The following is a 19,396-nucleotide window of genomic DNA, read 5'->3' on the forward strand; positions in this document are numbered from 1 at the left end:
TGGAGCGCAAATCAACAGCCCAGTCAACACAGCCATTAAAAAAGATACGGAAGGATGTTGAACATGGCAATTTGGTTTACAGAAAAGCAAACTGAAAACTTTGGTATCACCATGAAAATCAATAAAATTTTACATACCGAACAAACAGAATTTCAAAAGCTTGATATGGTGGAAACAGAAGAATGGGGCAATATGCTTCTATTAGATGACATGGTCATGACCTCTGTTAAAGACGAGTTCGTATATCATGAAATGGTGGCACATATCCCTTTGTTCACACATCCAAATCCGGAGAACGTTTTAGTCGTAGGCGGCGGTGACGGCGGCGTTATTCGTGAAGTCTTGAAGCACCCAAGCGTTAAGAAAGCAACGCTTGTAGATATTGATGGTAAAGTCATTGAGTACTCTAAAAAGTACTTACCTGAAATTGCAGGGATGCTGGATGACCCTCGTGTAGATGTCCGAGTCGATGACGGGTTCATGCATATTGCCAAAAGTGAAAATGAATATGATGTGATTATGGTAGACTCAACTGAGCCGGTAGGTCCAGCAGTAAACTTATTTACAAAAGGATTCTACGCTGGGATTTCTAAGGCTTTAAAAGAAGATGGTATCTTTGTAGCCCAGTCAGATAACCCTTGGTTCAAGGCAGATTTAATTCGCAGCGTACAGCGCGACGTCCGCGAAATATTTCCGATTACCCGTTTGTATGTTGCAAACATCCCAACATACCCAAGCGGACTATGGGCATTCACCATCGGATCCAAAAAATACGACCCACTCGAAGTAAGCGAAGACCGCTTCCACGAAATCGAAACCAAATACTACACAAAAGAACTACACAAAGCAGCATTCGTACTGCCTAAGTTTGTTGGGGATTTATTGAAGTAATTTGGGTGCCAATTTTTTGGGTGCCTGTCACCGCTCGTGGACACTTTCCACCTGAGGTGGACAGTTAGTGACCGAAGAGCTGTTGAAATCAAGATTACGGTCGTTATAAACGGTTTATAGTGACCGAAACGGTAATGAAAGAGGTTTTACGGTAACTAAAGAATGCTTATAGTGACTGAGATGGCAATAAAAGAGGATATACGGTCACTATAGGTATCCTAGAGTGACCGATATCCAATCAATTCTAGATTGGTTAATACATAGAAGTGAGGGAAGTAACATGCGTTTTGATGAGAGTTATTCTGGTAATGTGTTTATAAAGAGTCATCCGAGTTTTGAAGAGAGTCAGGTTGTGCTTTACGGGATGCCGATGGACTGGACGGTAAGCTATCGTCCGGGTTCGCGCTTTGGCCCTGCTCGTATTCGCGAGGTTTCGATTGGTCTGGAGGAGTATAGCGCCTATCTAGATCGTGAGTTGGAAGAAGTAAAGTATTTTGACGCCGGCGATATTCCACTTCCTTTTGGAAATGCGCAAAAGAGTTTGGATTTGATTGAGGATTTCGTAGATCAAGTTTTAGCTGCTGGTAAATTTCCATTTGGAATGGGCGGCGAGCACTTGGTGTCTTGGCCAGTCATGAAGGCGGTTTATAAGAAATACCCTGATTTAGCAATCATTCATATGGATGCCCACACAGATCTTAGGGAGAACTATGAAGGCGAACCATTATCCCACTCCACCCCGATTCGCAAAATTGCGGAACATATCGGACCGAAAAATGTGTATTCTTTTGGAATCCGCTCGGGGATGAAGGAAGAATTCCAATGGGCAAAAGAAAACGGCATGCATATTTCAAAATTCGAAGTTCATCAGCCGTTAAAAGAAATTCTGCCTGAACTTGCTGGACGCCCTGTTTATGTAACGATTGATATCGATGTGTTGGATCCTGCGCATGCACCAGGTACTGGTACGGTTGACGCCGGAGGGATTACATCTCGTGAGCTGCTTGCTTCTATTCATGAAATTGCCCGCTCTGGTGTAAACGTAGTTGGCTGCGACCTTGTTGAAGTAGCTCCGATCTACGATCCTTCTGAGCAAACAGCGAATACCGCCAGCAAATTGATTCGTGAAATGCTTCTTGGCTGGGTGAAATAACGATTTTTAGTGCCTGTCCCAATAGTGGGGCAGGCATCTTTTGAATTGTGTACATACTATAGGTATAATGATAAAAGTGTGTAAAATTTAAAGGACCTATATAAGGTTTATTTTTAAAAAGGGTGTGCGTTTCATTGTCAATCCCTGAGTTACCTGTGAAAATTAATGTAAAAACAACAATTGACCACGATGAGACTTTTGAATTGATGGTATTTGGTACATACTTTGAAAAAGGAAATGCAGCGTATCTTCGATATGAGGAAACCGTGGAAGAGGGAAGTGTCCGGACGATTGTGAAGATGGGACATCAAGAGGCCCTTATTTTACGCGGCGGTGCGATTAAAATGCGTCTGCCGTTTGAATTGAATCGTAAGTTAAATGGCAGTTATGAAATGCCGTTTGGCCAATTTGCAACCGTGACAAAAGCAAAAAGAATAGATTTTTCCTATGAAAATGGTAAAGGCCGATTTGGTGTGGTTTATGATTTTTCAATGGAGGGTGCACAGACAAGTACCTATCAGTTAGAAATAGCGTTTCAGGAGGAGAAGAAATGAATATAGTTGAACAGGTTCAAAGTCGTTTAAAAGAGGAAATACGGGCAGCGGTTGTGAAGGCCAATCTTGCCACAGAAGAACAAATTCCAGATGTTATTCTGGAGGTTCCAAAAGAGAAGGCACACGGCGATTATTCCACCAACATGGCGATGCAGCTTGCGCGTGTGGCGAAGAAAGCGCCGAGAATGATTGCCGAAGCACTCATTGAAAATTTCGATCGCTCAAAAGCTTACATTGAAAAAATTGAATTGGCGGGACCAGGGTTCATCAATTTTTATATGAATAATGCTTACTTAACTGATTTGATTCCAACGGTTCTGGAGGCAGGGGAAAAGTACGGAGAAACAACGGTTGGCGGCAAGCAGAAGGTTCAGGTAGAGTTTGTTTCCGCAAATCCAACGGGTGACCTTCACCTTGGTCATGCTCGTGGTGCGGCAGTCGGCGACTCCCTTTGCAATATTCTAGCGAAGGCTGGGTACGATGTTTCCCGTGAGTATTATATTAATGACGCAGGTAATCAGATTAATAATCTGGCTTTGTCTGTTGAGGCGCGTTATTTCCAGGCGCTTGGTCAAGACAAGCCTATGCCAGAGGATGGCTACCATGGTGCGGACATCATTGGTATTGGGAAGTCGCTGGCAGAAGAATTTGGCGATAAATATGTAAATGTGGATGAGCAGGAGCGTTTTGAATTTTTCCGTGAATACGGCTTGAAATATGAAATGGCAAAATTGCAAAAGGACCTTGAGGATTTCCGTGTTAAATTTGATGTTTGGTACTCTGAAACGTCTCTTTATAAAAATGGGAAGATTGACGAGGCATTAAAAGTGCTTCGTGAGAGCGGATATATTTATGAGGAAGAGGGCGCAACTTGGCTTCGTTCAACCGATTTTGGTGACGATAAGGACCGCGTGCTAATTAAGCAGGATGGCTCGTATACGTATTTGACGCCGGATATCGCTTATCATAAGGACAAGCTTGACCGCGGTTTTGAAAAGCTGATCAATATTTGGGGTGCGGACCACCATGGTTATATTCCACGGATGAAAGCGGCGATTCAGTCACTTGGCTATGCTGCAGACGCCCTCGAGGTTGAAATCATTCAGCTTGTTCACCTTTATAAAAATGGTGAGAAAATGAAGATGAGTAAGCGTACAGGTAAGGCTGTTACGATGCGTGATTTGGTCGATGAGGTCGGCCTCGACGCCACTCGATATTTCTTTGCGATGAGAAGTTCGGATACTCATATGGACTTTGATTTGGATTTAGCTGTTTCAGAATCCAATGAAAATCCTGTGTATTATGCTCAATATGCACACGCAAGGATTTGCAGCATCCTGCGCTCAGGGGAAGAGCAAGGAATTAAAATCGATAAAGATGCGGATTTCTCATTAATTGGTGCAGAAAAAGAAATCGAGTTATTGAAAAAGCTTGGAGAGTTCCCGCAGGCAGTTAGCGAGGCAGCAGTAAAGCGCGTACCTCACCGTGTGACGAACTATATCATGGAACTGGCTTCAACCTTCCACAGCTTTTACAATGCAGAAAAAGTACTCGACAGCGAGCAGCCAGAACGCACGAAGGCACGCCTCGCGTTAATCAAAACCGTGCAAATCACACTGCGCAATGCCCTCGCGTTGATTGGTGTATCAGCTCCAGAAAAAATGTAAAACCATCATCGAGGGTCCCTTTTGGGGGCAATCAGGCTGTCGAGAAATTCTCGGCAGCCATTATTTTGACTATGATTAAAAGGACTAGTAGGTTTTGTCCTCAAGCCCCTGTATTGAGGACAAAACCATGCGGGGTGCTTGGCGATTTGTCCTCAAGCCCCTGTATTGAGGACAAAACCATGCGGGGTGTTAGGCGATTTGTCCTCAAGCCCCTGTATTGAGGACAAAACCATGCTAGGTGCTAGGCGATTTGTCCTCAAGCCCCTGTATTGAGGACAAAACCATGCACGCTGCTCATGCAATATGTCCTCAAAACACATAAAAATAAAAAATCGCCGAGAAAGATACCTTTCACGACAATCTCATGGCTCCCTTAAGGGAGCCATTTTTACTATTTCCATTTGTCCGTAGTGTCCATATGGGGTGGAAAGTGTCCACGAGCGGTGCCTGTCACCAAATATTCATGACTGAATATTTATCCGTTTTTTGGTAGATATTATGAAGGTACTTTTTAGATGAGGAGTGGCCCTGATGAATGTGGGAAGAGCGAAGGAAATTGCTGATTCGATGGATATGATTAATGTGACGTATGAGGGAACGCCGGTGATTATTCAGCATGTGGATGATAACACGAAGATGGCGCGGGTGTATGCGAAGTCTGATCCGGAGAATGAATTAGAAGTTCCTGTGTTGAATCTAATTGAAGAGTAAAGAGTCTCCTGCTACGGGAGACTCTTTCTATTTACACGCCTTGTGAATGTTTATGGTTTGGTAATTTGCTTTCCGGGTCGTTGTTGCCATGCTTTTGATTTTTCTTTTGCTTTTTTTCATTTTCCGCTAATTTTTGTACGAATTGGCTGGTGCTTTCCATCGACAATCCCTCCTTGTGTGAATCTGTTGTTACTTTAACCAATCCCGCTTAAAAAAATGCTGGGAGTTATTTCACCTCTATCGCTGCCCCGCTAATACGTTTAAAGCCGCGTACTTTACTAATATCTTCGACTAACTTCAAAGTAGCCTGATCCTTTGCTTTCGCTTCAATCATGAAGTCGACATCCTGCCCGATTTCCTTCAGCATTTTTACTAACGGCATGATAAATTCGAGGTCTACAAAATCTGCATGAGACCTGAATTCTTTTTCAGCTTTAGGAGAGGAAATATGGATTTTAGGAATAAGATCAACATGATCCCATGTCTTAAAAATCCTCGGCAACAGCTCCTCGAGCGGAGGTTCGCAAAGATTAGCCATGTGGTGATGATAATCGAATACAAAGGGAATCGTCTCTTTTTCACAGGCAAGCAAGGTCTCCTCTGTATGGTAGGTTTTGTCGTCATTTTCTAAGGTCATCGCACGTTTGATATGTGACGGAAGCTTTTTTAGATTCTCATGAAAACGGACAATCGTTTCCACCTTATCTCCATAGGCGCCCCCAATATGAATATTCATCATGCCTCTATCTTCGACACCCATGGCCTCAAACATTCGATAATGATATGCCATATCGATAACGGCATTATCGGTTATTTTTTGCTGCGGAGAGGTAAATAACGTGTATTGATTAGGATGAAAGCTAACTCTTAAGTTATTCTTTTTGATTAGCTGGCCAATTTCCTTCCACTGCTTCTTAAAGGGGGTAACAAAATCCCAAAACACATCTGGATGGGTCGCTAACGGTACAATTGAACTGGAAAGCCGGTACAATTCAATTTCATGGGCGAGATTGAAATAGAGCATTCGAAGCGTATGGGCTAAATTGAGCCTAGTGAGCTCAAGTAACTTATCTTTACGCTCTTTTTCAGATAGCTGCTGGTAGCGTGTAAAGGTAAGTGTCTTCGATGGAGAAGCATCCCACAAGGTAATAGCAGTTGAAACATAGCCGAAACGAATCTTCATCGTACTAACTCCTTATTATAAAAAGAATGAAAAAGCCCCAGCGATGCCTTCCTTTATCGACCTTAAAAAGTTTGGCTTATTGAGGTCCTCTAGTTTCAATGGTTTTGAATCAAGAATATCTTTATGGAGGACACCCCTAAACCGTTCTACGAAGGCAGGGTCAAAAAAATAACAATTAATTTCTTTGTTTAAAAATAAACTTCTTTTATCAAAATTTGCCGTACCGATATCACAAAGATGATCATCGATGATGATAGATTTTGCATGGTAAAAACCATTCTTATACTGAAAAACCTGTGCTCCCGCTAATAACATCTTGCGTAAATATCGGTATGAAGCCTCTTGTACAAGCATATGATCAGTAATATATGGCACAACAATGGTAATTTTAATACCGCGCTTGGCCGCCCGAAGCAGTTCATCAATGAGTTTTTTGCTTGGTATAAAATACGGAGTACCAATCGTAATCGACTTTTTTGCGTTTTCAATGAAGTGGAAATACTTTTCTTCAAGGAAGCCTGCCTCTGTGGGAACAAATTGATGTGGTACTGTCCCTTTGGGCTGCCGAGGAGCATAACGAGAATCGACAATCACATGATCAGAAGCGTATTCATTCCAATCAATAAAAAACTCACGCTGCAGAAATGGCACACTTTCACCAGTAATCTTTAAATGGTAATCGCGCCAGGGACTTAGCTTCGGATCTTGATCAATATATTCTTTACCAATATTGTACCCGCCAAGATAGCCAATTTTTCCATCAATAATCGATATCTTTCGATGGTTTCGCACCTGAGAGGAATAAAAAAGGAAGGGAAGCCGTATTCGATTGCTAAAGGCAAATTGTACACCGGCATTACGTAATTCTCTTATTGCAGGCTTTTTCACCTTATGACTGCCAATCTGATCGACCAATAATCTAACTTCAATTCCCTCTCTAGCTTTTGCTTTTAAAATATCGAAAAACTGCTGGCTAAATTGGTCATCCCTCACAATATAAAAAAGGATATGAATATGGTTCTGGGCATTTCTTAATTCTTGAAAATAATCGGCAAACAGCTCTTTTCCATGTGGAAAAATATCAAAGTTTCCATACAGAATTGGGGTTTCTCTTTTTTGAAAAAACGAGCGATGCTTTTTTCTGCCTAATGTAAGATCAATATAAAACCAAATAATGATAAGAAGTATAAGAGCGATGACTATGGATGGTAAATGCATGCAGTATCGTTCCTCCAATCATTTCTGTTAGGTTTGCCAAACAGAGGCTATAGTATGAATTTGAATAAAAGTCAAATAAATTTTCAGAAAACCATTTGACTGAATGCTCATTCATTATATAATGGTGGTAATAGTAGTCAGAAAATTTTATTGTTTTAAAATTTTCTACTAAAGATAAACAATTAGGGATTGGAACAAAACAAAGGGGGCGTATTGAATGAATGGGCTTTTATGGGTGAATCTCATTGCATTTCTTGCTGTAACCGCTTACGCAGTCAGTCTGTTCGTTTACGTAGTAAAAACGAGGATTGAATTCATTAAGCTGGGGAAAAAAGTCGAGTTTGACAATAAAGTCAAAGAACGAATGCAAAAAATCTGGGTCAATGTGTTTGGGCAGAAGAAGTTATTAAAGGACAAAAAGAGTGGAATCATGCACGTGATGTTCTTTTATGGATTTATTCTCGTCCAATTTGGTGCCATTGATTTCATTTGGAAAGGATTAGTACCGGGCTCTCATTTACCGCTGGGGCCGCTGTATGCAGGGTTTACCTTTTTCCAAGAAATCGTTACATTGATGATTCTTGTTGCGGTTATTTGGGCTTTTTACCGCCGTTATGTGGAAAAACTTGTCCGCTTGAAGCGCAACTTTAAATCGGGTCTTGTATTGATTTTTATCGGCGGATTAATGCTTTCCGTTCTTGTCGGAAACGGAATGGGCATTATCTGGCACGGTCACGAAGCCACTTGGACAGAGCCAATTGCGTCGTTAATTGCGCTTATTTTTTCAGGGATTGGTGAAACCGCTTCAATTGTCATTTTTTATGTGGCATGGTGGATTCATTTATTATTCTTACTAACCTTCTTAGTGTATGTTCCACAATCAAAACACGCACACTTAATTGCCGGACCGGCAAATGTATATTTTAACCGTTTAGAAAAACCAGGTAAGTTGAAGAAGGTCGATTTTGAGGACGAGTCACAGGAATCCTTCGGGGTTGGAAAAATAGAAGATTTTACGCAGCATCAAATGATCGATTTTTATGCTTGTGTAGAATGTGGTCGCTGTACGAATATGTGTCCTGCAACAGGAACAGGAAAAATGCTGTCGCCAATGGATTTAATTGTTAAAATGCGTGACCATCTAACCAATCATGGTGCGGCCGTTACCTCAAAACAGCCGTGGGTGCCGACTTTTGCGTTTGGCAGCACAAAAGGTAATCAAATCGCACTGGCTGCAAGTGGCCAAGGTGCCCAAGAAACAGCAGCAACACTCGCTTATAATCCAAGCTTGATTGGCGATGTCATCACCGAAGAGGAAATCTGGGCTTGTACAACTTGCCGTAACTGTGAGGATCAGTGTCCAGTAATGAACGAGCACGTGGATAAAATTATTGACCTTCGCCGTTATCTTGTTTTAACAGAAGGAAGGTTAGACGCGGACGCTCAGCGTGCAATGACCAATATCGAACGTCAGGGAAATCCTTGGGGCTTAAATCGTAAAGAGAGAGAATCTTGGCGTGAGGTTCGTGAAGATGTTGAAATTCCTACGGTAAAAGAAATGAACAAAAAGGGTGAGGAGTTCGAATACTTATTCTGGGTTGGTTCAATGGGATCCTACGATAACCGCAGCCAAAAAATCGCTCTTTCATTTGCAAAGCTTTTAAATGAAGCAGGTGTGAAGTTTGCAATCCTAGGTAACAAAGAGAAAAACTCTGGTGATACACCGCGCCGTCTTGGTAATGAGTTCTTGTTCCAAGAGCTTGCTAGCAAAAATATTGAAGAATTTGAAAAGGCTGAAGTGAAGAAGATCGTTACGATTGACCCGCATGCCTACAATATTTTCAAGAATGAATATCCTGACTTTGGTTTAGAGGCTGAGGTTTACCATCATACAGAGGTTCTATATGAACTCGTTCGTGATGGAAAGCTAGTACCAAAGCATGCGGTTAATGAAAAGATTACCTTCCATGACTCCTGTTACTTAGGTCGTTACAACGACGTGTACGATCCGCCAAGGGAGATTTTAAAATCAATTCCAGGCGTGCAGCTTGTGGAAATGGAAAGAAACAGAGAAACCGGAATGTGCTGTGGCGCAGGCGGCGGCTTGATGTGGATGGAAGAAGAAACTGGACACCGTATTAACGTATCAAGAACCGAGCAGGCACTGGCTGTGAATCCATCTGTTATCAGTTCTGGATGTCCGTACTGTTTAACCATGCTGTCAGACGGAACGAAGGCAAAAGAAGTAGAAGAAAAGATTTCAACCTATGATGTTGCAGAACTCCTTGAAAAAGCAGTCTGTGGGGAAGTAGCATAGAAAAGCGAAGGCGCCTCGTTCAGCCCCGACCAGAACTGGAGGGCCACCGGGTGAAGTCGTGCACTTTGACTTCACCCGGTGGACCGAAGTGACCTCGAGGGGCTAGGTGCCGGAGCTAGACAGAATAAGTCGGTTGAGGCAAAAGTTGAATGTTGCTTGAATTCATAAAATCTTAAGAATTTTGTGTAAAACATTTCAACTTTTGCCTTTTTTTATGTAAAATAGATAGTGAAATAGAAAACGTTTTCATTAGGAATTTTTTTTAAGCATAAATCGAGCGAGCGTTCAGTCAATTAAAGGATTAAAGAATAGGGAGAGTGCTTTGGATGGGGAAAACAGTTATTTTGAGCGGGGTTAGAACACCATTTGGAAAATTTGGCGGAGCACTTAGCAGTCTGACAGCTTCGCAGCTGGGCGGTATTGCGGTGAAAGAAGCAATCGTACGCGCTGGAGTGAATCCTGAAGATGTGCAGGAGGTAATTTTAGGTACAGTTCTACAAGGCGGTCAAGGACAAATTCCTTCACGTCAGGCAGCAAGAGAGGCAGGACTTTCCTGGGAAGTCAAAACAGAAACCATTAATAAAGTTTGCGCTTCTGGGATGCGCAGTGTCACGTTAGCGGATCAGATTATCCGTGCAGGTGATGAAGATTTACTTGTAGCAGGCGGCATGGAATCAATGAGTAACGCTCCATATATTTTACCAAAGGCACGCTGGGGATTAAAAATGGGCGATTCATCTGTAAAGGATTTAATGATTCATGACGGATTAAGCTGCAGCTTCACAGGCGTTCATATGGGGACGTATGGAAATTCAACAGCAAAAGAAATGGAAATCAGCCGAGAAGCTCAGGATCAATGGGCATTAAGAAGTCACCAAAGGGCGATTGCGGCGATTGAAGGCGGTATATTTGCAGAAGAAATCGTGCCTGTCACCGTCCCACAGCGTAAAGGTGCTCCGGTTGTCGTAGAGCATGATGAATCACCACGAAAAGACACCTCTATCGAAAGACTTGCAAAATTAGCACCCGTCTTTAACTCTGACGGTACCATCACAGCAGGAAATGCCCCTGGAATCAATGACGGCGCGGCAGCCCTTATTTTAACGAGTGAAGAAAGAGCATTACGCGAGGGTTACAAGCCGGAAGCCGTAATCTTAGGTCATGCAGCAATAGCGGTAGAAGCAAAGGATTTCCCACAAACGCCAGGCCTTGTCATCAATAGCTTATTGAAAAAAACCGGAAAGACCGTAGAAGAAATCGACTTATTTGAAATCAATGAAGCTTTTGCAGCAGTTGCATTAGCAAGTGGAAAAATTGCCAATCTTGATCCAGAGAAGGTCAATGTCAATGGCGGCGCGGTCGCATTGGGCCATCCAATCGGTGCTAGCGGTGCCCGGATTATTATCACGTTAATGCACGAACTGAAACGCCGGGGAGGCGGAATTGGGATTGCAGCTATTTGCAGCGGCGGCGGACAGGGTGACGCGGTGATGATTGAGGTTCCTAGAGTTTAGTGACTTTCAGATCGTGTCTAATTGTATAAAACAATATAAAACTTGTTCAAAACATCGAAATAAACGTACAAAACTTAAATAGTCTAAAACCCAAATAGGAATTTTTTTAAAAAAGGGCAATTGGAGGGGAAATAATGAAGGTTGAAAAGATAATGGTAATCGGAGCCGGTCAAATGGGTTCTGGGATTGCACAGGTTTGTGCACAGGCGGGCTATACGGTGTACCTTAACGATTTAAAGCAAGAATTTGTAGAGCGCGGTTTAGGAGTCATCAACAAAAATTTATCCCGTAATGTGGATAAAGGCAGAATGACAGAAGAACAAAAACAAGAAGTCCTAAAGCAAATTAAGGCTTCCACTGATCTGAATGATGCCCGTGCGGTCGACCTTGTGATTGAAGCAGCGGTTGAAAATATGGAAATCAAATCAAAGGTATTCGCGCAGTTAGATGAAATTGCGCCTGCACATGCGATTTTGGCGAGCAATACCTCTTCTCTGCCAATTACGGAGATTGCTGCGGCAACGAAACGTCCGGAACAAGTAATCGGAATGCATTTTATGAATCCGGTGCCAGTTATGAAGCTAGTCGAGATTATTCGCGGCTTAGCAACAGCGGATGAAGTCTACCAAGTGATAGAAGATATGACAAAAACATTGGGTAAGGTTCCTGTTGAAGTGAATGACTTCCCAGGATTCGTTTCAAACCGAATTCTAATGCCGATGATTAATGAAGCGATTTATACGCTGTATGAGGGTGTAGCTACAAAGGAAGCGATTGATGAAGTCATGAAGCTAGGGATGAATCACCCAATGGGACCGTTAACGTTAGCTGATTTTATTGGTCTTGATACATGCCTGTATATTATGGAAACCCTCCATGAAGGCTTTGGCGATACAAAATACCGTCCATGTCCGCTGCTGCGAAAGTATGTTAAAGCTGGCTGGCTTGGGAAGAAATCCGGTCGAGGCTTCTACACATACGAATAATTAGGAGTGTTACTATGAATCTAAGATTTACAGAAGAGCAGGAAATGATGCGCAAAATGGTCCGCGACTTTGCTGAAAATGAAATTGCCCCGTTTGTTGAGCGGATGGAAAAGGGCGAATTTCCGCGTGAAATTCTTCGTAAAATGGGCGAACTTGGTTTAATGGGAATTCCGGTTCCTGAAAAATACGGCGGTGCAGAGATGGATTTTGTCTCCTATATCATCGCGATAAATGAAATTTCAAGAGTAAGCGCAACGGTGGGCGTTATCCTTTCTGTTCATACATCGGTCGGAACCAATCCAATTCTTTATTTTGGCTCGGATGAACAAAAGCAGCGGTTTTTGCCTAAATTGGCATCAGGAGAGTATTTAGCGGCATTTTGCTTGACGGAGGCGGGATCAGGGTCCGATGCAAAAAGCATGAAATCCCGCGCGGTTAAGAAAGATGACCATTATGTCATCAACGGCTCGAAGATGTTTATCACCAATGGCGGTGAAGCCGACATTTACATCGTCTTTGCCTCAACCAATCCTGAATTAGGAAGTAAAGGAATCTCGGCATTTATCGTAGAAAAAAATTCTCCTGGCCTTGTGATTGGCAAGGACGAACATAAAATGGGACTTCATGGCTCAAGAACGGTACAGCTTTCTTTTGAAGATATGCGTGTACCTGTGGAGAACTTGTTGGGTCAAGAAGGAGAAGGCTTTAAAATTGCCATGGCAAACCTGGATGTTGGGCGAATCGGGATTGCTGCTCAAGCATTAGGGATTGCAGAAGCGGCATTAGTTGCGGCAGTGGAATATGCAAAAGAACGTAAGCAGTTTGGAAAGCCCATTGCACAGCAGCAGGGAATCGGTTTTAAATTAGCAGATATGGCTACGAATGTGGAAGCTGCAAGACTATTACTCTATCGTGCCGCTGATTTGCGGGCGCAGGGTCTAAAATGTGGGATGGAAGCTTCGATTGCAAAACTATTTGCGTCAAAAACGGCTGTAGAGACGGCGACAGAAGCGATTCAGGTGTTTGGCGGATATGGCTATACAGAGGATTACCCAGTCGAGCGCTACTTCCGTGACGCCAAAGTGACCGAGATTTATGAGGGAACGAGTGAGATTCAGCGGATTGTGATTAGTAAATATCTTTAGATTGTAGATAAGTTATGGATTTGGGTAGTGTGTAGATATTTTTGGGATTTGTGTGGATATTTGGGCTGGAAAGTGTAGATATCTTGGCTAATTGTATGAACTGTCTGGTTTTTTGTATAAACTGTACGGTTTTTTGTAAGAACGGTCTGGTTTTTCGTAGAAACTGTACGGTTTTTGTAAGAACGGTCTGGTTTTTTGTAAAAACTGTACGGTTTTTCGTAAGAACGGTCTGGTTTTTTGTAAGAACTGTACAGTTTTTTGTAAGAACGGTCTAGTTTTCTGTAAAAACTGTACGTATTAAAGAGAAGTTACCTTGGGGAGGACGTATAAAATGAACTTTCGCTTATCTGAAGAACATGAAATGATTCGGAAAATGGTTCGTGATTTTGCTAGAAATGAAGTGGCACCAACAGCGGCTGAGCGTGATGAGGAAGAGCGTTTTGACCGTGAGATTTTTGACAAGATGGCGGAGCTTGGCTTAACAGGAATTCCATGGCCGGAAGAGTACGGCGGCATCGGCAGTGATTACCTTGCCTATTGTATAGCGATTGAAGAACTCTCAAGAGTTTGCGCATCAACAGGTGTAACACTATCGGCACATACCTCCCTAGCCGGCTGGCCGATTTACAAATTCGGATCGGAAGAACAAAAACAGCAATATCTTCGTCCGATGGCGGAAGGCTCCAAAATTGGGGGGTACGGGTTAACAGAACCAGGAAGCGGTTCAGATGCCGGCGGGATGAGAACAACGGCAAGACGTGAAGGCGACCATTACATTCTTAATGGTTCAAAAATTTTCATTACGAATGGCGGAGTAGCTGATATTTACGTGGTTTTCGCCGTAACAGATCCATCCAGCAAACACAAAGGAACCACCGCATTCATCGTCGAAAGCGACTTCCCAGGCTTCTCTGTGGGGAAAAAAGAAAAGAAACTAGGCATTCGTTCGTCACCAACAACCGAAATTATTTTTGAAGATTGCAAGGTGCCCGTCGCCAACAGATTGGGTGAAGAAGGCGAAGGATTCAAAATTGCGATGATGACACTTGATGGCGGCCGTAACGGCATCGCGGCACAGGCGGTTGGGATTGCACAGGGTGCGCTTGACGCTGCGGTGGACTACTCAAAAGAGCGTCAGCAGTTTGGAAAACCAATTGCAGCCAACCAAGGAATTGCCTTCAAACTTGCAGATATGGCGACAAATATTGAAGCAGCAAGACTATTAACCTATCAAGCTGCGTGGCTGGAGTCGCAGGGTCTTCCATACGGTAAAGAATCAGCAATGTCGAAGTTATTCGCTGGCGATACGGCGATGAAGGTGACGACAGAAGCAGTACAAGTATTTGGCGGTTACGGTTATACAAAGGATTATCCAGTAGAGAGATTCATGCGCGACGCAAAAATCACGCAAATCTATGAAGGAACACAGGAAATCCAACGCCTCGTTATTTCTAGAATGATAACTAAGTAACCATTTATTGAATAAAGGCGGTAAAAAGGGATGAAAAAGCGTGAAGTGCAGGCGTCTGTGAAAGATGAACGCCTTGTAAAAAAAAGACGGGATGAAATGATCAAAGGGGCCGTATCACTTTTTAAAGAAAAAGGGTTCCACCGGACGACGACAAGGGAAATAGCAAAGGCGGCGGGATTTAGCATTGGGACCTTATATGAATATATTCGTACAAAGGAAGATGTTCTTTACCTCGTTTGTGATAGTATTTATGACCACGTAAGCGATCGGCTTCAGGAGGACCTTGAGCATAAGCAGGGAACACTGGAGAGCCTGAAGCATGGGATTGCCAATTACTTTCGGGTTATTGATGAAATGCAGGAGGAAATCTTGGTCATGTATCAAGAGACCAAGTCGCTTAACAAGGAAGCCCTTCCATATGTGTTGAAAAAGGAAATTGAAATGGCAGATATGTTCGAAAAACTGATCACGTTATGCGTGGAAAATGGGGAATTAAACCTAACTGAAAAGCAAATCAAAATCCTTTCGCACACGATTATTGTCGAGGGTCAAATGTGGAGCTTTCGCCGCTGGACGCTGCAAAAATTATTTACGTTAGAAGAATACATTGAAATGCAAACGGAGTATTTATTTTCGGGAATTAACGGGGTTAGTCAGGACGATAACGAAGTGAATTTTTCCAAATAAGGGGGAGACAAATGAGTACGACGGAGGTTTATCAGCCGAAGCATCATATTCGTTTTGTAACGGCGTCTAGTTTGTTTGATGGTCACGACGCTTCGATTAATATTATGAGAAGAATTCTTCAAGCGAGCGGAGCAGAGGTTATTCATCTTGGTCATAACCGTTCGGTCGAAGCGGTGGTCAATGCCGCAATTCAAGAGGACGCACAGGGGATTGCGATTTCTTCTTATCAAGGCGGTCATGTCGAATACTTTAAGTATATGTACGATTTGCTGAAGGAAAAAGGCGCGCCGAACATCCGCATTTATGGCGGCGGCGGCGGTGTTATTATCCCGCGCGAGATTAAAGAGCTGCATGATTACGGTATTGCTTGGATTTTTTCACCTGAGGACGGCAGGACGATGGGTCTTCAAGGAATGATTAACCGAATGCTGGAAGAATGCGACTTCCCAACCGTTACGGCGGACCATGCTGAGCATATTGAAAAGCTGCCAACTGGCGATGTTAATGCAATTTCAAAATTAATTACGCTTGCTGAGCTTCATGTTGATAGCAACCGAGAAGCTGCAGCCGCTGCGGAAAGCCTGCTTGAAAAAGTAAAATCGTTAACAAAGGAAATCCCTGTTGTCGGAATCACCGGTACTGGTGGTGCTGGAAAAAGCTCGCTTACGGACGAATTAATTCGCCGTTTTATCAACGAACTGCCCGATAAAAAAGTCGCGATTCTTTCCGTAGACCCGACCAAGCAAAAAACAGGTGGTGCACTGTTAGGCGACCGGATCCGAATGAATGCCATCTTTAATCCGAATGTTTACATGCGAAGCCTGGCCACACGATCCTCAAAATCAGAATTATCGCTTGCGATTAAAGATGCAGTTGCAGTCGTTAAGGCGGCTGGCTTTGACCTCGTGATTGTGGAAACCAGTGGTATTGGCCAGGGCGATGCAGAGATTACGGAAATTTGTGATGTCTCACTCTACGTCATGACCAGTGAGTTCGGTGCGCCTTCACAGCTTGAAAAAATTGATATGATTGATTTTGCGGACTTAATTGTCATTAATAAATTTGAGCGCAAGGGCTCTGAGGATGCACGCCGTCAGGTTCAAAAGCAATACCAGCGCAGTCATATGCTATTTGAAAAAGACACAAGTGAAATGCCTGTATACGGTACGATAGCAAGTCAGTTTAATGATCAAGGCACGAATGCGCTATTTGCGGCATTAATTGAAAAAGTAAATGAAAAAATGGGTACAAATTGGGTTACCTCTTTTACTAAATTTGCATTAGTAGAAAAGCAAAATGTGATCATCCCAACGGACCGCCGCTATTACCTCCGGGAAATATCGGAAACAGTCCGCCGCTATCACAAAAAGGCTGAAGAGCAGGCAAATATTGCCCGGAAATTATTTCAGCTCGAAGGTGCAATTGCTGCGGTCAAAGAAGCAGAAGCAAATCCAGAAGTGCTTGCTTCCTTAGAAGGCATTAAGCAAACAACAGAAGAAAAATTAACACCAGAATCGAAAAAGATACTCGACGGCTGGGAAAAAACAAAGGCTGCTTATAAAGCGGATAAATTTGTCACAAGAATTCGTGATAAAGAAATTATCACAGTCTTAAAAACTAAGAGCCTGTCTGGCATCGATATCCCAAAGGTCGTATTACCAGGATATAAAGATTACGGCGAAATCCTCCGCTGGGTGTACCGTGAGAATGTACCAGGTTCCTATCCGTTTACAGCTGGAGTGTTCCCGTTCAAACGCGAGGGGGAAGATCCGAAACGTCAATTTGCCGGCGAAGGAACGCCAGAGAGAACAAATCGCCGTTTCCACTATCTTTCAAAAGACGATTCCGCAAAACGTTTAAGTACGGCATTTGACTCGGTGACATTGTATGGTGAAGACCCCGATCATCGCCCAGACATTTTTGGGAAAATTGGCGAGAGCGGCGTAAATGTTTGTACACTTGATGATATGAAAAAACTTTATGATGGTTTTGATTTGTGTCATCCATCAACATCGGTGTCGATGACGATTAATGGTCCTGCGCCGATTATTTTAGCGATGTTCATGAATACGGCAATTGATCAACAGGTGAAGAAAAAAGAGGCTGAGCTTGGCCGCGTGTTAACAGTCGAGGAATTTGCGCAAGTGAAGGCTTATACGTTAAAAACTGTCCGCGGTACGGTGCAGGCGGATATTTTAAAAGAAGACCAAGGTCAAAATACGTGTATTTTTTCAACAGAGTTTGCCTTACGGATGATGGGCGATATTCAACAGTACTTCATTGACCAGCAGGTGCGTAACTATTATTCAGTTTCTATTTCTGGCTATCATATTGCCGAGGCAGGGGCAAACCCAATTTCTCAGCTGGCGTTTACGCTTTCCAACGGATTTACCTATGTCGAGTACTATTTAAGCCGCGGCATGAAAATTGATGATTTTGCGCCAAACTTATCATTCTTCTTCTCGAATGGCTTGGACCCAGAATATACCGTCATTGGCCGAGTGGCACGCCGTATTTGGGCAACGGTAATGCGTGACAAATATGGTGCTGCAGAACGGAGCCAAAAGCTGAAGTACCATGTTCAAACATCTGGTCGTTCGCTGCACGCACAAGAAATTGATTTTAATGATATTCGCACAACCTTGCAGGCATTGATGGCGTTACACGATAACTGTAATTCCCTTCATACCAATGCTTACGATGAGGCGATTACAACACCGACAGAAGAATCCGTTCGCCGCGCAATGGCGATTCAGATGATTATCACAAAAGAGCATGGGTTAACAAAGAATGAAAATCCGCTTCAAGGTTCGTTTATTGTTGAGGAATTAACAGATCTTGTGGAAGAAGCAGTTCTGCAAGAGTTTGAACGCTTAAATGACCGCGGCGGCGTTCTGGGTTCAATGGAAACTCAGTATCAACGCGGAAAGATTCAGGATGAATCCATGTACTATGAAATGAAGAAGCATACGGGCGAGCTGCCAATAATAGGCGTCAATACGTATTTAAATCCTAATCCTCCTTCAGAAGAAGACATCGACAGCATGGAGCTGGCAAGAGCGTCCTATGAGGAAAAGGAATTACAAATACAAAATTTACGTGCATTCCAACAAGCACACGCAGCACAAACCGCAAAAGCACTAGAGCGCTTAAAAGCAGCAGCCGTAAACAACGAAAACATCTTTGCTGAACTAATGGAAACCGTACAAGTAGCCAGCCTAGGCCAAATCACAAAAGCACTATACGAAGTAGGCGGGCAATACCGAAGAAATATGTAAATATATTACAATGGCTTAATAGGCGTCAGCTTGTAAGCCATTGTTTTTTATTTATAATATGTAAAGAGTATCAATAATATTGGCACCCTGTTGATTGGAATGGAAGGCACGAAGACTCCTCGAAAATGCTATCGCATTTTCTTCGTGCGTGGGCAAATTCGAGGAAGAAATTCAATGTCCTGCGGGAGACCCCACAGGCGCTTAAGCGCCGAGGAGGCTTCCCGGACCCGCCCGCGGAAAGCGAAGTGCCTGGAATGGAAATCAACAGGCCAAGTTCAGTGAAACGAAAATATTTTTTTGACAAGTACTAATCTTGGCCACTTTTCTTATATAATAGATGAGCAAACATCAAAGGATCCCGGGGCAGGTGTTGACAATGAAGATAAACTATACGTTTTTGGTATTAATCATTTTAGCCTGGCCGTTATACTATCTCTATCAACACCAATTAGGCGCCATCTCCTTCCTAGTATTGGCTATTTTCTTCTTTTCAAAGGCAATGAAAGAGTTGAAAATGATAAAAAAAGAGGAAAACCCTGATGATCACCAGCCAAAACGGGAAAAAATCAAGTAAAACAGTAGATAGAACTAGCATAAACGGGAGAATATTGTTTATAATGA

At 43.0% G+C, this 19,396-nt stretch carries 16 protein-coding genes; 13 read left to right on the plus strand and 3 right to left on the minus strand.

Annotated features, from left to right (window positions below; translation table 11 throughout):
• Positions 1–63: 63 nt before the first annotated feature.
• From speE to BANA01_RS20800, 5 genes are all read left to right on the plus strand, one after another.
• A complete protein-coding gene (gene speE / locus BANA01_RS20780) occupies positions 64–891 on the plus strand; it encodes a spermidine synthase (RefSeq protein ID WP_063254556.1) in 828 nt (275 codons plus the stop codon).
• A gap of 280 nt (positions 892–1,171) precedes the next feature.
• Positions 1,172–2,044 (plus strand): agmatinase, encoded by an 873-nt coding sequence (gene speB / locus BANA01_RS20785; protein WP_063254557.1) that lies wholly within the window; start codon positions 1,172–1,174, stop codon positions 2,042–2,044.
• A gap of 155 nt (positions 2,045–2,199) precedes the next feature.
• Positions 2,200–2,598, plus strand: coding sequence for a YwiB family protein (locus BANA01_RS20790; RefSeq protein ID WP_235847195.1), 399 nt, complete (start codon positions 2,200–2,202; stop codon positions 2,596–2,598).
• Positions 2,595–4,265, plus strand: coding sequence for an arginine--tRNA ligase (gene argS / locus BANA01_RS20795; protein WP_063254559.1), 1,671 nt, complete (start codon positions 2,595–2,597; stop codon positions 4,263–4,265). Before BANA01_RS20790 ends, argS begins: the two co-directional genes overlap by 4 nt.
• A 531-nt stretch (positions 4,266–4,796) precedes the next feature.
• On the plus strand, positions 4,797–4,976 hold the full coding sequence (locus tag BANA01_RS20800) for an H-type small acid-soluble spore protein (RefSeq protein WP_063254560.1): 180 nt from the start codon (positions 4,797–4,799) through the stop codon (positions 4,974–4,976).
• A 31-nt stretch (positions 4,977–5,007) separates the two neighbouring features.
• On the opposite strand, the gene BANA01_RS29220 is transcribed toward BANA01_RS20800, so the two are convergent.
• The 3 genes from BANA01_RS29220 to cls form a co-directional block, all read right to left on the minus strand.
• A complete protein-coding gene (locus BANA01_RS29220) occupies positions 5,008–5,136 on the minus strand; it encodes a DUF4023 family protein (protein ID WP_082799618.1) in 129 nt (42 codons plus the stop codon).
• 66 nt (positions 5,137–5,202) lie between these two features.
• A complete protein-coding gene (uvsE, locus tag BANA01_RS20805) occupies positions 5,203–6,159 on the minus strand; it encodes a UV DNA damage repair endonuclease UvsE (protein WP_063254561.1) in 957 nt (318 codons plus the stop codon).
• A 15-nt stretch (positions 6,160–6,174) separates the two neighbouring features.
• Positions 6,175–7,377, minus strand: coding sequence for a cardiolipin synthase (gene cls, locus BANA01_RS20810; protein ID WP_063254562.1), 1,203 nt, complete (start codon positions 7,375–7,377; stop codon positions 6,175–6,177).
• A 217-nt stretch (positions 7,378–7,594) separates the two neighbouring features.
• Between cls and BANA01_RS20815 the strand changes: the two genes are divergently transcribed.
• From BANA01_RS20815 to BANA01_RS20850, 8 genes are all read left to right on the plus strand, one after another.
• Positions 7,595–9,694 carry a (Fe-S)-binding protein gene (locus tag BANA01_RS20815; protein WP_063254563.1) on the plus strand — a complete coding sequence of 700 codons (2,100 nt, stop codon included), beginning with the start codon at positions 7,595–7,597 and terminating at the stop codon, positions 9,692–9,694.
• A 326-nt stretch (positions 9,695–10,020) separates the two neighbouring features.
• Entirely contained in the window at positions 10,021–11,208 is a 1,188-nt protein-coding gene (locus BANA01_RS20820; RefSeq protein ID WP_063254564.1) for an acetyl-CoA C-acetyltransferase, read from the plus strand.
• A gap of 134 nt (positions 11,209–11,342) precedes the next feature.
• A complete protein-coding gene (locus BANA01_RS20825) occupies positions 11,343–12,194 on the plus strand; it encodes a 3-hydroxybutyryl-CoA dehydrogenase (protein WP_063254565.1) in 852 nt (283 codons plus the stop codon).
• Between the two features lie 14 nt (positions 12,195–12,208).
• Positions 12,209–13,339 carry an acyl-CoA dehydrogenase gene (locus BANA01_RS20830; RefSeq protein WP_063254566.1) on the plus strand — a complete coding sequence of 377 codons (1,131 nt, stop codon included), beginning with the start codon at positions 12,209–12,211 and terminating at the stop codon, positions 13,337–13,339.
• Between the two features lie 331 nt (positions 13,340–13,670).
• Positions 13,671–14,810 carry an acyl-CoA dehydrogenase gene (locus BANA01_RS20835; protein WP_063254567.1) on the plus strand — a complete coding sequence of 380 codons (1,140 nt, stop codon included), beginning with the start codon at positions 13,671–13,673 and terminating at the stop codon, positions 14,808–14,810.
• 30 nt (positions 14,811–14,840) lie between these two features.
• Positions 14,841–15,497, plus strand: coding sequence for a TetR/AcrR family transcriptional regulator (locus BANA01_RS20840; RefSeq protein WP_063254568.1), 657 nt, complete (start codon positions 14,841–14,843; stop codon positions 15,495–15,497).
• An 11-nt stretch (positions 15,498–15,508) separates the two neighbouring features.
• Complete coding sequence (gene icmF / locus BANA01_RS20845; RefSeq protein ID WP_063254569.1) at positions 15,509–18,775, plus strand: fused isobutyryl-CoA mutase/GTPase IcmF; 3,267 nt, start codon at positions 15,509–15,511, stop codon at positions 18,773–18,775.
• 376 nt (positions 18,776–19,151) lie between these two features.
• Positions 19,152–19,349, plus strand: a complete 198-nt coding sequence (locus BANA01_RS20850; RefSeq protein ID WP_063254570.1) for a hypothetical protein — start codon at positions 19,152–19,154, stop codon at positions 19,347–19,349.
• Positions 19,350–19,396: the final 47 nt, after the last annotated feature.

Source organism: Neobacillus niacini NBRC 15566, assembly GCF_001591505.1.
GTDB lineage: Bacteria > Bacillota > Bacilli > Bacillales > Cytobacillaceae > Neobacillus > Neobacillus niacini.

Coding starts and splice junctions, on each gene's coding strand:
- speE (WP_063254556.1), top strand. CDS start 64: ATGGCAATTTGGTTTACAGAAAAGCAAACTGAAAACTTTGGTATCACC.
- speB (WP_063254557.1), top strand. CDS start 1,172: ATGCGTTTTGATGAGAGTTATTCTGGTAATGTGTTTATAAAGAGTCAT.
- argS (WP_063254559.1), top strand. CDS start 2,595: ATGAATATAGTTGAACAGGTTCAAAGTCGTTTAAAAGAGGAAATACGG.
- BANA01_RS20800 (WP_063254560.1), top strand. CDS start 4,797: ATGAATGTGGGAAGAGCGAAGGAAATTGCTGATTCGATGGATATGATT.
- BANA01_RS29220 (WP_082799618.1), bottom strand. CDS start 5,136: ATGGAAAGCACCAGCCAATTCGTACAAAAATTAGCGGAAAATGAAAAA.
- uvsE (WP_063254561.1), bottom strand. CDS start 6,159: ATGAAGATTCGTTTCGGCTATGTTTCAACTGCTATTACCTTGTGGGAT.
- cls (WP_063254562.1), bottom strand. CDS start 7,377: ATGCATTTACCATCCATAGTCATCGCTCTTATACTTCTTATCATTATT.
- BANA01_RS20815 (WP_063254563.1), top strand. CDS start 7,595: ATGAATGGGCTTTTATGGGTGAATCTCATTGCATTTCTTGCTGTAACC.
- BANA01_RS20820 (WP_063254564.1), top strand. CDS start 10,021: ATGGGGAAAACAGTTATTTTGAGCGGGGTTAGAACACCATTTGGAAAA.
- BANA01_RS20825 (WP_063254565.1), top strand. CDS start 11,343: ATGAAGGTTGAAAAGATAATGGTAATCGGAGCCGGTCAAATGGGTTCT.
- BANA01_RS20830 (WP_063254566.1), top strand. CDS start 12,209: ATGAATCTAAGATTTACAGAAGAGCAGGAAATGATGCGCAAAATGGTC.
- BANA01_RS20835 (WP_063254567.1), top strand. CDS start 13,671: ATGAACTTTCGCTTATCTGAAGAACATGAAATGATTCGGAAAATGGTT.
- BANA01_RS20840 (WP_063254568.1), top strand. CDS start 14,841: ATGAAAAAGCGTGAAGTGCAGGCGTCTGTGAAAGATGAACGCCTTGTA.
- icmF (WP_063254569.1), top strand. CDS start 15,509: ATGAGTACGACGGAGGTTTATCAGCCGAAGCATCATATTCGTTTTGTA.
- BANA01_RS20850 (WP_063254570.1), top strand. CDS start 19,152: ATGAAGATAAACTATACGTTTTTGGTATTAATCATTTTAGCCTGGCCG.